The organism is Pseudomonas sp. SAS7 (genome assembly GCF_052112345.1).
GTDB lineage: Bacteria > Pseudomonadota > Gammaproteobacteria > Pseudomonadales > Pseudomonadaceae > Aquipseudomonas > Aquipseudomonas putida_Q.
This window is the reverse complement of record NZ_JBEGGO010000010.1, coordinates 232,894-247,597: the sequence shown is the minus strand read 5'-3', so window position 1 is coordinate 247,597 and position 14,704 is coordinate 232,894. Positions and strand designations below refer to the sequence as shown.

20 protein-coding genes are annotated in these 14,704 nt (G+C 61.8%); 8 read left to right on the top strand and 12 right to left on the bottom strand.

The window, feature by feature from the left end; translation table 11 throughout:
• Positions 1-71: 71 nt before the first annotated feature.
• Complete coding sequence (locus ABI582_RS18130) at positions 72-536, bottom strand: TlpA disulfide reductase family protein (RefSeq protein WP_016501122.1); 465 nt, start codon at positions 534-536, stop codon at positions 72-74.
• A gap of 85 nt (positions 537-621) precedes the next feature.
• On the opposite strand from ABI582_RS18130, the gene arsC reads away from it, so the two are divergent.
• Genes arsC through ABI582_RS18115 form a run of 3 tightly spaced genes read left to right on the top strand, consistent with a single transcriptional unit; the run spans position 622 to position 1,983 of the window.
• The gene (gene arsC / locus ABI582_RS18125; RefSeq protein ID WP_442119863.1) at positions 622-975 is read left to right on the top strand and encodes an arsenate reductase (glutaredoxin); all 354 of its coding nucleotides are present in this window, start codon (positions 622-624) and stop codon (positions 973-975) included.
• Positions 972-1,577, top strand: coding sequence for an NAD(P)H:quinone oxidoreductase (wrbA, locus tag ABI582_RS18120; protein ID WP_338746325.1), 606 nt, complete (start codon positions 972-974; stop codon positions 1,575-1,577). The genes arsC and wrbA overlap by 4 nt, the downstream gene beginning before the upstream one ends.
• Positions 1,570-1,983: a DUF2069 domain-containing protein gene (locus ABI582_RS18115; RefSeq protein ID WP_442119862.1), complete on the top strand. Its 414-nt coding sequence runs from the start codon at positions 1,570-1,572 to the stop codon at positions 1,981-1,983. Before wrbA ends, ABI582_RS18115 begins: the two co-directional genes overlap by 8 nt.
• A gap of 102 nt (positions 1,984-2,085) precedes the next feature.
• On the opposite strand, the gene ABI582_RS18110 is transcribed toward ABI582_RS18115, so the two are convergent.
• Positions 2,086-2,757 carry a DNA-3-methyladenine glycosylase I gene (locus ABI582_RS18110; RefSeq protein WP_338746323.1) on the bottom strand — a complete coding sequence of 224 codons (672 nt, stop codon included), beginning with the start codon at positions 2,755-2,757 and terminating at the stop codon, positions 2,086-2,088.
• Positions 2,758-2,761: 4 nt separating this feature from the next.
• On the bottom strand, positions 2,762-3,586 hold the full coding sequence (gene ttcA, locus ABI582_RS18105; protein WP_016501127.1) for a tRNA 2-thiocytidine(32) synthetase TtcA: 825 nt from the start codon (positions 3,584-3,586) through the stop codon (positions 2,762-2,764).
• A gap of 262 nt (positions 3,587-3,848) precedes the next feature.
• On the opposite strand from ttcA, the gene ABI582_RS18100 reads away from it, so the two are divergent.
• Both ABI582_RS18100 and ABI582_RS18095 read left to right on the top strand, forming a co-directional pair.
• Complete coding sequence (locus ABI582_RS18100) at positions 3,849-4,448, top strand: Yip1 family protein (protein ID WP_232877167.1); 600 nt, start codon at positions 3,849-3,851, stop codon at positions 4,446-4,448.
• A 131-nt stretch (positions 4,449-4,579) separates the two neighbouring features.
• Entirely contained in the window at positions 4,580-5,074 is a 495-nt protein-coding gene (locus tag ABI582_RS18095) for a SprT family zinc-dependent metalloprotease (RefSeq protein ID WP_016501129.1), read from the top strand.
• 249 nt (positions 5,075-5,323) lie between these two features.
• Here the strand turns inward: ABI582_RS18095 and fpr are convergent, their stop codons facing one another.
• The gene (fpr, locus tag ABI582_RS18090) at positions 5,324-6,103 is read right to left on the bottom strand and encodes a ferredoxin-NADP reductase (protein ID WP_016501130.1); all 780 of its coding nucleotides are present in this window, start codon (positions 6,101-6,103) and stop codon (positions 5,324-5,326) included.
• A gap of 118 nt (positions 6,104-6,221) precedes the next feature.
• On the opposite strand from fpr, the gene finR reads away from it, so the two are divergent.
• A complete protein-coding gene (finR, locus tag ABI582_RS18085) occupies positions 6,222-7,148 on the top strand; it encodes a LysR family transcriptional regulator FinR (RefSeq protein WP_258655540.1) in 927 nt (308 codons plus the stop codon).
• Here finR and ABI582_RS18080 read toward each other — a convergent pair.
• From ABI582_RS18080 to ABI582_RS18070, 3 genes are all read right to left on the bottom strand, one after another.
• A complete protein-coding gene (locus ABI582_RS18080; RefSeq protein ID WP_010952700.1) occupies positions 7,145-7,510 on the bottom strand; it encodes a diacylglycerol kinase in 366 nt (121 codons plus the stop codon). The genes finR and ABI582_RS18080 overlap by 4 nt on opposite strands.
• 73 nt (positions 7,511-7,583) lie before the next feature.
• Entirely contained in the window at positions 7,584-8,234 is a 651-nt protein-coding gene (erdR, locus tag ABI582_RS18075) for a response regulator transcription factor ErdR (protein ID WP_003252375.1), read from the bottom strand.
• Between the two features lie 178 nt (positions 8,235-8,412).
• Positions 8,413-9,123, bottom strand: a complete 711-nt coding sequence (locus tag ABI582_RS18070) for a tRNA-uridine aminocarboxypropyltransferase (RefSeq protein ID WP_442119861.1) — start codon at positions 9,121-9,123, stop codon at positions 8,413-8,415.
• A 218-nt stretch (positions 9,124-9,341) separates the two neighbouring features.
• Between ABI582_RS18070 and ABI582_RS18065 the strand changes: the two genes are divergently transcribed.
• Entirely contained in the window at positions 9,342-9,761 is a 420-nt protein-coding gene (locus ABI582_RS18065) for a quorum-sensing-regulated virulence factor family protein (RefSeq protein ID WP_063424704.1), read from the top strand.
• Between the two features lie 15 nt (positions 9,762-9,776).
• On the opposite strand, the gene ABI582_RS18060 is transcribed toward ABI582_RS18065, so the two are convergent.
• Positions 9,777-9,986, bottom strand: coding sequence for a hypothetical protein (locus tag ABI582_RS18060; protein WP_338746320.1), 210 nt, complete (start codon positions 9,984-9,986; stop codon positions 9,777-9,779).
• Positions 9,987-10,146: 160 nt separating this feature from the next.
• Between ABI582_RS18060 and ABI582_RS18055 the strand changes: the two genes are divergently transcribed.
• Positions 10,147-11,268: an LOG family protein gene (locus tag ABI582_RS18055; protein WP_442119860.1), complete on the top strand. Its 1,122-nt coding sequence runs from the start codon at positions 10,147-10,149 to the stop codon at positions 11,266-11,268.
• Positions 11,269-11,400: 132 nt separating this feature from the next.
• Here the strand turns inward: ABI582_RS18055 and recX are convergent, their stop codons facing one another.
• The 4 genes from recX to ABI582_RS18035 form a co-directional block, all read right to left on the bottom strand.
• Positions 11,401-11,871, bottom strand: a complete 471-nt coding sequence (gene recX / locus ABI582_RS18050) for a recombination regulator RecX (RefSeq protein WP_338746318.1) — start codon at positions 11,869-11,871, stop codon at positions 11,401-11,403.
• A 20-nt stretch (positions 11,872-11,891) separates the two neighbouring features.
• Entirely contained in the window at positions 11,892-12,959 is a 1,068-nt protein-coding gene (gene recA, locus ABI582_RS18045; RefSeq protein ID WP_012270915.1) for a recombinase RecA, read from the bottom strand.
• Positions 12,960-13,062: 103 nt separating this feature from the next.
• A complete protein-coding gene (locus tag ABI582_RS18040) occupies positions 13,063-13,545 on the bottom strand; it encodes a CinA family protein (protein ID WP_442119859.1) in 483 nt (160 codons plus the stop codon).
• A 286-nt stretch (positions 13,546-13,831) separates the two neighbouring features.
• Positions 13,832-14,485 carry a hypothetical protein gene (locus tag ABI582_RS18035; RefSeq protein WP_442119858.1) on the bottom strand — a complete coding sequence of 218 codons (654 nt, stop codon included), beginning with the start codon at positions 14,483-14,485 and terminating at the stop codon, positions 13,832-13,834.
• Between the last annotated feature and the right edge of the window lie 219 nt (positions 14,486-14,704).

The window sequence follows — 14,704 nt, the reverse complement described above, 5'->3', positions numbered from 1 at the left end:
TACACGGGCGCGCGATTCCCTGTAGGAGCGGCCTTGTGCCGCGATGGGCCGCTAAAGCGGCCCCAACTGCATCAGGCGCCTTTCAGGGCCTTGATCTTGGCCTGCAGCCCTTCCAGGGTCTGCTCACCCAGCAGCTGTTCGCGCACCTTGCCCTTGTCATCGATGATGTAGGTCACCGGCAGCGCCTCGCTGCGCGGCAAGTCATAGCGCTCGGCCGGGTCCTGGGCCAGCACGGTAAAACCGATGCCCAGGGTTTCAGAGGCCTGTTTCAGGTCCTGCCCCTGCAAGCCATCGAAGTTCACCCCCACCACCTTGATGCCATCGGCCGCCCACTGCTTGGCCGCCGTGTTCAGTTCCGGGATTTCGGTACGGCACGGCCCGCACCATTCGGCCCAATAGTTGAGCACCAGCCAGTGCCCTTCGATCTGTTCGGCCTTAACCGTATTACCGTGTTGGTCCACGCCATAATCGGCACCGCAACCACCGAGCAACAGGCTCGCGGTGATGGCCAGTACTGCTGCCAGACGCCTTGCCATGGGTCAATCCTTCTCGAGTTTTAAAGCAAATGGGTCAGTCGCTGCGGTTAGAATAGCCGCCACACCCAGCTGGATGCGACCCGACATGACTGACCTGACGCTCTATCATAACCCGCGCTGCTCGAAATCCCGCGGCGCGCTGGAACTGCTCGAAGCTCGTGGCCTCGCCCCGACCATCGTGCGCTATCTGGAAACCCCGCCCGACGCCGCCACCCTCAAGGCCCTGCTGGCCAAGCTGGGCATCGCCCCCCGCGAGCTGTTGCGTACCGGCGAGGAGGAATACAAAACGCTGAACCTCGCCGACCCGGCGCTGACCGACGTGCAGCTGATCGAGGCCATGGCCCAGCACCCTAAGCTGATCGAACGGCCAATTCTGGTCGCTGGTGACAAGGCCGTGGTCGGCCGCCCGCCGGAAAAAGTACTGGAGATCCTGCCGTGAGCGCGCCCTACATCCTGGTGCTGTACTACAGCCGCCATGGCTCGACCAGCGAAATGGCCCGGCACATCGCCCGCGGCATCGAACTGGCCGGTATGGAGGCGCGCCTGCGCACAGTGCCCGCTATCTCTACCGAATGTGAAGCGGTGGCCCCGGACATTCCGGCCAGTGGTGCGCTGTACGCCACCCTGGATGACCTTCGCCACTGCGCAGGCTTGGTACTGGGCAGCCCGACCCGCTTCGGCAACATGGCGGCGCCGCTGAAGTACTTCCTGGATGGCACCAGCAGCCTGTGGCTCGGCGGTGAACTGGTCGGCAAGCCGGCGGGCGTGTTCACCTCTACCGCCAGCCTGCACGGCGGCCAGGAAACCACCCTGCTGTCGATGATGTTGCCGCTGATGCACCACGGCATGCTGGTGATGGGCCTGCCGTACAGTGAGTCTGCCTTGCTGGAAACCCGCGGCGGCGGCACCCCTTACGGCGCCAGCCACCATGCGGGGGCCGATGGCAAGCGTGAGCTCGATCAGCACGAAGTTGCCCTGTGCCGCGCTCTGGGCCAACGCCTGGCGACCACGGCCAACGCCCTGGAGGCCGCGCGTGGCTAAAAAGCCCAAGGTGTTGCCGCCGCTGGAATGGCTGGCACCGCGCCTACGCCTGACGCGGGCGTTGAGCCTGGCGTTTTTCTTCGGCCTGATCGCCCTGCTGCTGGTGAACAACCTGTGGTTCGCCAACCTGCATGGGGCGCGAGTCGGGGTGATTCTGGCAATCGAGCTGGTGCCACTGCTGATGTTGTTGCCGGGCATGCTGACAGGCAGCGCTCGGGCGCATGCCTGGGCCTGTTTCGTGGTGAATATCTATTTCATCAAGGGCGTGCTGGCGGCGTTCGACCCGGCGCGGGCAGTGTTTGGCTGGGTTGAAGTGCTGGTGAGCCTGGGGTTGTTCATTGCCGGGTTGCTGTATGTGCGCTGGAAGTTCCAGCATGAGCGGCGCATGGCGGGCGAAGGGAGTTGAGTTTTTCGCGGGCTCGCCCGCTCCCACAGGGATCGCGCCCCACTTGAGGCCTGCGCTGGACCTGTGGGAGCGGGCATGCCCGCGAACAGGCCAACACAAATTTCAATGGTTGACGGTATGCGCCAGCATCACCGACAACTGGCACAGCGGCCGCCCACTCTCTGCATGCCACTGGTTGAATGCCTGCTGCACCAAGGCCAGGTCGCGTTGACTGGTCGGCTGCTTGTCGATCACCTTCTGTGCAATCAACGCCGCCGCCATGTCATCTGTGGGGATGAAGGTGTCCTTGCCAACCATACGCAAAAAGCGCGGCGCCGACAGCCCGCCCAGCTGGTTACCGTGCTTGGCCAGGTACTTCCACAAGCCGACAATGTCGGTCACCGGCCAGTCGGCGATGAAGGCGCCAAAGCTGCCCTTCTCCTTCGTCACGTCGAGGATCATCTGCGCATTGCGCGGTACGCTCTTGAGCTTGCCCAAGTGGCGGATGATGCGCTCGTCCTGCATCAGCCGCTCCAGGTGTTCAGCACCCATCAGCACGACCTTCTCCGGGTCGAAGCCGAAAAACACCTGCTCGAACACTGGCCACTTGGCATCCACCAGGCTGTGCTTGAGCCCCGCGCGGAACACGCGCAGGGCCAGGGTCGACAGGTAGCGGTCGTCGCTGATACCGCGCAGTTGCGCAGGTGTGCGCGGCTGCGGCAGGAAGGCCTCCAGCGCCTGGGCCGAGCCAAAGCGGTTCAGGCAGTACTCATGCAGCCACTGATAGTCGCGCATGGGCTCAGATGTTCAGCACGTCGAGGAAACGCGGCGTAGCGTTTTCGTCGATCTTCAGGCCGATGAAGTCGAACAGGTTGCGGTCGGCCAATTGCGACGGCGCCACGTTCTGCAGGGCACGGAAGATGCTCTCGGTACGGCCCGGGTGCTTGCGCTCCCACTCCACCAGCATGTCCTTGACCACCTGGCGCTGCAGGTTTTCCTGAGAGCCGCACAGGTTGCACGGGATGATCGGGAATTCCTTCATGTCCGAGTAGGCCTGGATGTCCTTCTCGCTGCAGTAGGCCAGCGGGCGGATCACCACGTTGCGGCCGTCGTCGGCGCGCAGCTTCGGCGGCATGCCCTTGAGCGCACCGTTGAAGAACATGTTGAGGAAGAAGGTTTCGACGATGTCGTCGCGGTGGTGCCCCAGCGCCATCTTGGTCGCGCCGATTTCGTCGGCGAAGGTGTACAGGGTGCCACGGCGCAGGCGTGAGCACAGCGAACATGTGGTCTTGCCCTCGGGTACCAGCTCCTTGACCACCGAGTAGGTGTCTTTCTCGACGATGTGGTACTCGACGCCCAGCTCTTTGAGGTAGGCCGGCAGCACGTGCTCAGGGAAGCCTGGCTGCTTCTGGTCCATGTTCACCGCGACGATCTCGAACTTGATCGGTGCCACCTTCTGCAGGTGCAACAGAACGTCGAGCATGGTGTAGCTGTCCTTGCCGCCAGACAGGCAGACCATGACCTTGTCGCCATCCTCGATCATGTTGAAGTCGGTGATGGCTTCGCCGGCGAGACGACGCAGGCGTTTTTGCAGTTTGTTCTGGTTGACCGAGAGGGTGCCCATAGCGCTTGGATCCGCGAGGTGTGACAAAAGCCGGCTATTTTACGCACAAACGCAGCGTCGCTGTAGGCATTCCGATAAAGACTTCGATGTAATCAACAGCCCTCCTGACAGCGCAATTTGCTCTAAAAAGCACGGTTCGTGCCGGTAACGGCTTCCTATACTGCGACATAAGGCCACATTACCGCTTGCATCGGTGTTCGGGCCTCGGGCCGCTTGCGCTCCATCTGGGGGGCGTTTGGCAACATTGAGAGGAGTGATCGGCATGATTCATCACGTTGTGGGGCTGTTTACCCATCCCGATCAGGAATGGCGGGAAATTCGTGGCGAAGAAGAAACCATCAGCCACATGTACCTGACGCACACCTTGATCCTGGCGGCGATCCCTGCCATTTCCGCCTTCATCGGCACTACCCAGGTTGGCTGGGTAATCGGGGACCGGCCAGCCGTGATGCTGACCATGGAAAGCGCCATCTGGATGAGCATCATGTCCTACCTGGCCATGCTCGGTGGGGTGGCGGTAATGGGCGCGTTCATCCACTGGATGGCCCGCACCTACGATGCCAATCCGTCCATGGCGCAGTGCATCGCCTTTGCCACCTACACCGCCACACCGTTGTTCATCGGCGGGCTGGCGGCGCTGTACCCGCACCTTTGGCTGGGCATGCTGATCGGCACTGCTGCTATCTGCTACACGGTGTACCTGCTGTATGTCGGCTTGCCGACGTTCATGAACATACCGTCCGACGAAGGCTTCCTGTTCTCCAGCTCGGTGCTGGCGGTGGGCCTTGTGGTACTGGTGGCGATCATGGCTGCCACGGTAATTATCTGGGGATTGGGCGTGGGGCCCGTCTACACCAACTAGAACAGACTCAACCAACACTGGGGCATCAACCAGGGGCCGCCGCAAGGCGGCCTCTGGCTGTGCGCAGACCGGTGGCTCGGCAGGCCGCCGATGCTTGCGGCATAATGCCCGGCCAGGAGACCCGCCCCACCATGCCCGAGCTGCTCAAACAACGCGTCGAAACCTGTTACCAGCAAGCCGAAACCTTTTTCAAACGCCCCTTCCCGCGCCCGGAAGTCAGCTTCAAGCTGCGCGGGCAAAAAGCCGGCGTCGCCCACCTGCACGAGAATCTGCTGCGCTTCAACCTGCAGCTTTACCGGGAAAACCAGGAAGACTTCCTGCGCCAGACCGTTGCCCACGAAGTGGCGCACCTGGTGGCCCACCAGTTGTTTGGCGACCGCATCCAGGCCCATGGCGAAGAGTGGCAATTGATCATGCGCGGGGTGTATGAGCTGCCACCCAACCGTTGCCACAACTATGAAGTGCAACGGCGCGTGGTAACTCGCTACATCTACCGCTGCCCGTGCCCGCAGGGTGATTTCCCGTTTACCGCACAGCGGCACAAGCTGGTGCGACAGGGGCGGCGGTACCTGTGCAAGCGCTGCCGGGAAATTCTGGTGTACAGCGGCGAGACGCGCGTCGAGTAGGCCGTTTTTCTGCACGCCCCTCAACAGGAGGCCCACGCGCACTTTTGTAGGAGCGGCCTTGTGTCGCGAAAGGGGCGCGAAGCGGCCCCACGATTTGTGACCATTGCTGAAATTGCCGGGGCTGCTTTGCAGCCCTTTCGCGACACAAGGCCGCTCCTACAGGGACCGCGCAAGCTCGAAGGCTGTGCCGCGGAATTCCAGGTATGAAAAAGGCGACCCGAGGGTCGCCTTCTTGTGCCAGCCTGCGCCTTACTTCTCGACGAACGCACGCTCGATCAGGTAGTCGCCCGGCTCGCGCATGCGGGCGGAGACTTTCAGGCCGAAGCTGTCCAGCACTTCGCTGGTCTCGTCGAGCATGCTCGGGCTGCCGCAGATCATCGCACGGTCGTCCTGCGGGTTGATCGGTGGCAGGCCGATATCGCTGAACAGCTTGCCGCTGCGCATCAGGTCGGTCAGGCGGCCCTGGTTCTCGAACGGCTCGCGGGTCACGGTCGGGTAGTAGATCAGCTTGTCGCGAACCGACTCACCGAAGAACTCGTTCTGCGGCAGGTGTTCGGTGATGAACTCGCGGTAGGCCACTTCGTTCACGTAACGCACGCCGTGCACCAGGATCACTTTTTCGAAGCGCTCGTAGGTTTCCGGGTCCTGGATGACGCTCATGAACGGCGCAAGGCCAGTACCGGTGCTCAGCAGGTACAGGTGCTTGCCCGGGTTCAGGTCGTCGAGTACCAGGGTACCGGTAGGCTTCTTGCTGATGATGATCTCATCACCTTCCTTCAGGTGCTGCAGCTGCGAGGTCAGCGGGCCGTCCGGCACCTTGATGCTGAAGAACTCCAGGTGCTCTTCCCAGTTCGGCGAAGCGATAGAATAGGCACGCATGAGCGGACGGCCGCTTTCCTGCTGAAGGCCGATCATCACGAACTGACCGTTCTCGAAGCGCAGCCCCGGGTCGCGGGTGCACTTGAAGCTGAACAGGGTGTCGTTCCAGTGGTGCACACTGAGGACACGTTCGTGGTTCATGTTGCTCATCGATGGGGCTCCTGAAGAAAAACGCGGCGCGCAAAACGCGCAGTTGCGCGATAGTTTAGGGGCAGCGACAATATCTGTTAACTGGATTATCAAGATATGTGTTATCGGTTATATCGATATGCGATTCACACTCCGTCAACTGCAAGTCTTCGTCGCCGTCGCACAGCACCAAAGCGTCTCCCGAGCCGCTAGCGTGCTTGCGTTGTCGCAGTCGGCCGCCAGCACTTCCATCACCGAACTGGAGCGGCAATCGAGCTGCCAGTTGTTCGACCGAGCCGGAAAGCGCCTGGCCCTGAACGCCCTGGGCCACCAACTGCTGCCACAGGCGGTGGCCCTGCTCGACCAGGCCAAGGAAATCGAAGACCTGCTCAACGGCAAGTCCGGTTTCGGCTCGCTGGCGGTCGGCGCCACTTTGACCATCGGCAACTACCTGGCCACCCTGCTGATCGGCAGCTTCATGCAGACCCACCCGGAAAGCCAGGTCAAGCTGCATGTACAGAACACTGTGCATATCGTGCAACAGGTCGCGCACTACGAAATTGATCTGGGTCTAATCGAAGGTGACTGCAACCACCCCGACCTGGAAGTGCAGCCGTGGGTCGAGGACGAACTGGTGGTGTTCTGTGCGCCGCAGCATCCACTGGCCAAGCCGGGCCGGGCTGATATCGAAAGCCTGTCGCAAGAGGCGTGGATATTACGCGAGCAAGGCTCAGGCACGCGCCTGACCTTCGACCAGGCCATGCGCCATCACCGCGCCAACCTCAACATCCGCCTGGAGCTGGAACACACTGAAGCAATCAAACGCGCGGTGGAGTCGGGCCTGGGGATTGGCTGCATTTCGCGCCTGGCGCTGCGTGACGCCTTCCGCCGGGGCAGCCTGGTACCGGTGGAAACGCCGGAACTGGACCTGATGCGCCAGTTCTACTTCATCTGGCACAAACAGAAGTACCAGACCTCGGCCATGCGCGAATTTCTGGAACTGTGCCGCAACTTCACTGCGGGCTATACCCGCAGTGATGAAATCGTGCTGCCGCCGATCGCTTAAAGCAGGATCACGCCCCACACCAGCGCCACCATGGTCAGTGCCACCAGTTGCGCGGCGCTGCCCATGTCCTTGGCGTTTTTCGACAGCGGGTGGCGCTCCAGCGAGATGCGGTCGATGGCCGCCTCCACCGCCGAGTTGAACAGCTCGACGATCAGCCCCAACAGGCACACCGCAATCATGATCGCCCGCTCGGCACGGCTGACCGGCAGCCAGAAGGCAATCGGGATCAACAGCACGTTAAGCAGCACCAGCTGGCGGAATGCGGCCTCACCCTTGAAGGCGGCACGCAGGCCATCCAGCGAGTAGCCGGCGGCGTTGAAGATACGTTTCAGGCCGGTCTGGCCCTTGAATGGCGATGTCATGTGAGTCACTTCACAACAGAAAGGCCAGCAGACTAGACCGGCTCGGGTCAAAAAAGCGTGAAGCCACGCGCAGTCAGTTGCTGGCAACCGATTCAAGTTGTTGCAGCAGCAGCGCGGCCTGGGTGCGGGTACGCACGCCCAGCTTGCGGAATATTGCAGTCACGTGGGCCTTGATCGTGGCCTCGGAGACACTCAGCTCATACGCAATCTGCTTGTTCAGCAGCCCTTCGCAGACCATGGTCAGCACGCGGAACTGCTGCGGCGTGAGGCTGGCCAGCCCCTCGCTTGCGGCCTTGGCCTCGGCCGAGACATCGACCTTTTCGAACGCCTGCGGCGGCCACCAGACCTCGCCATCGAGCACCTTGCGCACGGCATCCTGGATCACTTCCAGGGTGCTGGACTTGGGAATGAAGCCACTGGCGCCAAACTCGCGGGACTTGACCACCACCGCGGCCTCCTCCTGTGCCGACACCATCACCACGGGGATCTGCGGGTATTGCCCGCGCAGCAGTACCAGCCCGGAAAAACCATAAGCACCCGGCATGTTCAGGTCCAGCAGCACCAGGTCCCAGTCGGCTTTTTCGCTCAGGCGGGTTTCCAGTTCGGCAATGCTCGCGACTTCGACCAGGCGCACATCCGGGCCCAGGCCGAGGGTAACGGCCTGGCGCAGGGCGCCACGAAACAACGGGTGGTCATCGGCAATCAGGATTTCGTAAGTGGCCATCGATCTAAGGATCCTGTTCTATGCCAGACGCTCGGGGGTAAGAGAAGCGCCCGGCGGGGAATCGGCGCCAAGGATGCCGAGCACGGTCGAGGGCGGTCAAGCCATTGCCCTGCCGTCTCGCCCACCCTGGCTGCCAGCCCCGTCATTATGAACCAAAGCAGGGGTTGTGCCCCTTGGACTATAGGAAGGTATGCAAACGCTGGTGGGTGTCGTCCTGATCATCCAGCGGCAGGCGCCGCTTGCCGCTCAGATAATGCAGGCTGAACACATCCAGGTAGGCGTCCAGCGCCTGTGAGGCCTGGCTGTCGCCGGCCAGGTCCAGGCACATGGCTGCGACCTCTGCCGTGCAGAAGTGATCATCGCGCTTGGAGCGCCGCAGGCGGTAGCGCGACATCTGCTCGGCCTGCAGGCTCAACACCGGGAAGCGGTCAAGGTACGGGCTTTTGCGGAACATCTTGCGGGCTTCGGTCCAGGTGGCATCCAGCAGGATGAACAGCGGGCGCTTGCCCGGCTCACGTGCCACCTCGCTGACCACCCGCTGCTCGGCAACGAACTCACCGGGGAAGACGATATAGGGCTGCCAGCGCGGGTCGTCCAGCAAGGCGAGCAAGCGTTCGTCGACCGAGGTGCGCAGCCAGCCAAAAGCCCAGGTGTCTTCGATCAGGTCGGCAATCAGCCAGCCGGTGTTGGTCGGCTTCAACGGTTCGGTGTCATGCATCAGCAGGCACACGCCAGACTCGGCCTGCACCCGAGGCTTCCAGGCACACAGGCAATGGGTGGCGATGACCCGGCAATCCGCGCAGCGCTCGGCACGCGAGCCACGGGCGATGAAAGGCTTGTTGCTGCGGGCCAGGCGTTCGGCGCGCAGCCGCGCTACCGCGTGGCTCATGCCGGCAGGCCTCTGGACAGGTAGGAAATGGGCACAAGGATGACTCGGAAAAAACAAGGCGCCCAGTTTAGCAGAACACGGGCCATTTACTGTGCAGCTGGCGAGGTGCCCCTTATAATCGACGCTTACCGTGCCCGAACCTCGCGCTCGCGCGACTTTCACGGAACGCCGTCGACCGGCGCATGTCAAAGCGCCAGTCATCGAACCAGGAGAGATTCATGCTGCGCCTTATCGTCCCCGCCCTGAGCCTGCTACTCGCTCTGCCCCTGGCAGCCCAGGCAGCCTCCAAGCAGGATTACGACCTGAACAGGACATTGCAGAAGGTTGCCAAAGAAAGCAGCGTCGGTACCCCGCGCGCGATCAACGAGGACATCCTCGACCAAGGCTACACGGTGGAAGGCAAGGCGCTGGTCAACCACCTGAGCGTACGCCAGAGCCACGCCGAACGCATGCAGGCCAATCCCGCCCAGGTACGCAGCCAGCTGGGCGACAGCGTCTGTCGCAACAGCGGCTTCCGCAACCTGATGTCCAAGGGCGCGGTCATGGTCTACCGCTTCACGGTGTACAAGACCAATCAGCCGATCATGGACCAGGCCTTCGACAATGCCAGTTGCACGGCCGGCAACAAGAAGAAGTAACAGCAGCTGTTCAAGCTACACCTTCTCGTCCTCGCGGGCGCGCCAATGCCCCTCGGCGGCATCGGCGCGCATCTCGGCCAGTAGCGCCTGCAAGTAGCGCGATTGGCACTCCAGGCCCGCCAACCTGCGGCAGCACTCGTCCTCAAGGCTCAAGTGATGCACCTGAGCCGCATTCTCCAGCTGCTGGTAGAGCTGCCGGTCAATCTCGATGATCAAGCGATGCATACCGCCACCTCCTGCATCGATACGTTTCGCTTTACCAGTTAACCAAACCCCTGCTTCCAGTGGCCACATACCGACGGGCGGCTGCGCGAAACAGCCCGGCACGATTCGGCGCGAGGGTCTAGATTGAGGTCAGAGGTATTGGTGCAGAAGGAGACGTTGCATGCCTTACCAAACGAATGAGCTGCTATTCAGCCACTTCCGTGACAACAATATCGACCTGAGCAACATCGACGCACAACTGCAACTGGTGGCCCCCAACAGCCCCAACCTGCCGCTGTACCGCGACATGATGCTGACCGTCCTGCGCATGGCGCATGACGACAGTGACCGCTGGAGCGCCAAGATCACCCTGCAGGCCCTGCGCGAACTGGACCAGGCCTTCCGCACGCTGCAGCGCTACAAGGGCCGGCGCAAGGTGACCGTGTTCGGCTCGGCGCGCACCCCGCTGGAGCACCCGATGTACGCCCTGGCCCGTGAGCTGGGCGCCACCTTGGCGCGCTCCGACTTGATGGTCATCACCGGTGCTGGCGGCGGCATCATGGCCGCCGCCCACGAGGGCGCAGGCAGCGACCACAGCCTGGGCTTCAACATCACCCTGCCCTTCGAGCAACACGCCAACCCGACAGTGGACGGCACCGACAAGCTGTTGCCCTTCCATTTCTTCTTTATCCGCAAGCTGTTCTTCGTCAAGGAAGCTGATGGCCTGGTGCTGTGCCCCGGCGGCTTCGGCACCCTGGATGAAGCGCTCGAAGTGCTGACGCTGATCCAGACCGGCAAGAGCCCCTTGGTGCCGGTGGTGCTATTGGACTCGCCCGGCGGCAGTTTCTGGCGTGACTGCCTGGACTTCATCAGCCGCCAGCTGGAAGAAAACCGCTATATCCTGCCCAGCGACCTGAAGCTGGTGCGCCTGGTGCACAGTGCCGACGAGGCGGTGGAGGAAATCAACCAGTTCTACAGCAACTACCACTCCAGCCGCTGGCTGAAAAACCAGTTCGTGATCCGCATGCACCACCCGCTCAGCGAAGCAGCGCTATTTGATATCCAGGAAGGCTTCGCCGACTTGCGCCTGAGTGGCAAATATCACCAGCAAGCGGATAGCAGTGCCGAACATGAAGTGGGCAACTTCAACCACTTGACCCGGCTGTCATTCGCCTTCAATGGCCGCGATCAGGGCAGGCTGCGCGAGCTGGTGGATTTCATCAACTTGTCGGAGAACTGGGCCAAACCTCAGCCAATGCATACCACGCAGCGGGCCAGGGAGGCGTTGAAGGTCAGTTCATAGGTGTCGCCTGTTTGGGGCCGCTCTGCGACCCTTTCGCGACACAAGGCCGCTCCTACAGACGATCGCGAATACCTGTAGGAGCGGCCTTGTGTCGCGAAAGGCCGCAGAGCGGCCCCAGCATTTCAGCAATGGTCAGTAATCGTCGAGATCACGCCCACTGAGCAGGCGGCCGATCATGTCCATGGGGAAACCCCGGTAAGCCAGAAACCGGGTTTGCTGGGCACGGCTGCGCGGATCCTGCGGGCGCTGCCCGGCAAACTTGCGCTGCCATACGTCACGCATGCGCTCGCGCCAATCCACCTCGCTCTCGCGCAATGCCTGCTCGATATCGGCACGCGCCAGACCACGCTGGCCCAGCTCCTCGCGAATACGCGAAGGGCCGTAGCCAGCGCTTGAACGGTACCTGATGAAGCTTTCGAGGTAGCGGGCTTCGCAAAGCAGCCCCTCTTCGGCGAGCCGGTTGAGCTCAGGCTCGATCAGCTCATCCGAAGCGCCGCGCTGGCGCAACTTGCGCGTCAGCTCGACGCGACCGTGCTCACGTCGCGCGAGCAGGTCCATGGCTGTCCGCCGAATGGCGACGGGGGTGTCGAGTACGGCGGACATGTAGGCTATCTACCGCGCAATCAATAACCGGCTTCGGCGTCAGCCACATCGTCGGCACTGGCATCAACTGCAGCAGCCTTGCCTGCTTCAGCGGCAGCACCGGCTTTCAGCAGCTTTTCACGGATCTGCTTCTCGATCTCGGCACCAATAGCCGGGTTCTCGGCCAGGTATTTGGCAGCGTTGGCTTTACCTTGGCCGATCTTGTTGCCCTGGTAGGCGTACCAGGCACCCGACTTCTCGACCAGGCCTTGGGACACCCCCAGGTCAATGATCTCGCCGTTACGGTAAATACCTTTGCCGTAAAGAATCTGGAACTCGGCCTGACGGAACGGCGGCGAGACCTTGTTCTTGACGATCTTGACGCGGGTTTCGCTACCGACCACCTCGTCGCCTTCCTTGACCGCACCGGTACGGCGGATGTCCAGACGCACCGAGGCGTAGAACTTCAGGGCGTTACCACCGGTGGTGGTTTCCGGGCTGCCAAACATCACGCCGATCTTCATACGAATCTGGTTGATGAAGATGACCAGGCAGTTGGCGTTCTTGATGTTACCGGTGATCTTGCGCAGCGCCTGGGACATCAGGCGAGCCTGCAGGCCCACGTGCATGTCACCCATTTCGCCTTCGATCTCGGCCTTGGGTACCAGCGCGGCCACGGAGTCGACGATGATCACGTCAACGGCGTTGGAGCGCACCAGCATGTCGGTGATTTCCAGGGCCTGCTCGCCGGTGTCCGGCTGCGAGACCAGCAGGTCGTCGACGTTGACGCCCAGCTTGCCGGCGTACTCAGGGTCAAGAGCGTGTTCGGCGTCGACGAAGGCGCAGGTGGCACCGTTCTTCTGGGCTTCGGCGATGACCGACAGCGTCAGTGTGGTCTTACCCGAAGATTCCGGACCGTAGATCTCGACGATACGGCCTTTTGGCAGGCCGCCAATGCCCAGCGCAATATCCAGGCCCAGCGAGCCGGTGGAAATGGCAGGGATGCCTTGGCGCTCCTGATCACCCATGCGCATGACCGCGCCTTTGCCGAATTGGCGTTCGATCTGACCCAGGGCCGCAGCCAAGGCGCGCTTCTTGTTGTCGTCCATTGAAATCCTCACGTGTTCGACTTGGCCCTGATGGCCGGAATACCTGTATAAGTAGCCAGTATTATTCCACAGGCAGGCGCCCGCGCAAACCCCTGTCGTCGATTTACTCGGCACCAAGCTGTAACAAGCCGTCTAACGCGGCGCTCACCGTCTGTCGGCGTACGGCTTCGCGATCACCGTCGAACTGGCGGCGCGCGCTGAACACCCGGTTGCCGTCACCCCAGGCCAGCCACACGGTCCCTACCGGTTTGGCGGGCGAACCACCATCAGGGCCGGCCACGCCGCTTACCGCTACGGCAAAACGTGCGCCGCTGGCGGCCTGGGCCCCTCGGACCATCGCCTCGACTACTTCCTGGCTGACCGCGCCAACCTGGCCGAACAAGGCCTCGGGCACGCCCAGCAAGCGGGTTTTCTGGGTGTTGGAATAGGTCACATAGCCGACCTCGAACCAGGCCGAGCTGCCAGGTATGCGGGTGATGGCTTCGGCAATGCCACCACCGGTGCAGGATTCGGCGGTGGTGACCTGCGCATTGAAACGGCGCAGGTGTTCACCCAGGCGGGTGGCAAGCGTGGTGATCGGGTCCATGTCGAGCTCCTGGAAGGCTGCCCACTACCCTATCATTTTGGTGATGGTGGGCGGGGCCGAGAAGCTCGACGCGAGGGTTTTTATCGCCTGACATTCATAGAGCATCAAGATGATTTCAACCTACCACTCTACCCCTCACTGATACTCAGCCAAATCCCGCAGCGGCTGGCCACAGCGCCCGCAGACTCTACGTGAGATAACGATTTCTCCGGTAAATATGCGCTCGACCTGGATGGGCCGGTGCCGTAACAGCCGACATACGATATGCCTGAACAAGATGACGACCTCAGAAGTTCAGCCGAAGCATGGTGCGCCAGATGTTTTTCAGGGGTGAGCGGCGGTGCTTGGCCCAGTTACGTTCCCACCATTCATCTTCATTGCGCACCACCTGCTCCAGGTCGCTGCCTGCCACGGCGGCGGCATGCTGGCGGAACATCATGGGGAACACGCAATGCTGGCGGATCTTGTGTTTGACCACCACATCTACGGGCGCGCCATCGTAGGGCGTCTCTGCCAGGATCCTGCAGCCTTCGCGCGACAGCACGTAGGCGTGCAGCGCAACAACCCGGCCCCTGGCGATGAACGGGAACCACGTCAACCAGGTTCGCCCCATCGAATAGCCCAGGTGCAGGGCCTCGAAGCGTCGGGTCTGCATGAACCGGTTTACCCAGCGCACCTGCCAAGCCTTGAGTTCATAGGCCTTGGCATCGTCTTCGAAAATGAGAATCCTGTCGTGGCCGTTGTCGAGCGCATGGCGGGCCAGTTGTTGATGCGATTCGTAGCAGCCCCGCCTCGGGTCGCTGTTTTTTTCGACGACATGAAAGACTACTTCGTTGTCGATTTGCCGCCCGATGGTTTTCCGGAACAGCGCGCGCCGATCACCCCGCGCATCGAGAGAGATACAAAAAACCGCATCGACATCAAAACGAATTCCGCTCACTGCTCTAATCAACCTTGCAATAGATGTTTACCGGGCCAGGTACCGCAGGTGAATGAGGCAGGCCATCCCTGATAATCAAATTGCGCAATTCTGCATAGGGGGTGCATGGTGTCAATAGGCCTTCATCGCGGTTGCCAGGTACTGCCTGCCCGGTACCCGTGGTAACCTATGCGACTTTAAAAATCCGGTGGGTCTCGGCGTCGTAAACGCAATACAGAA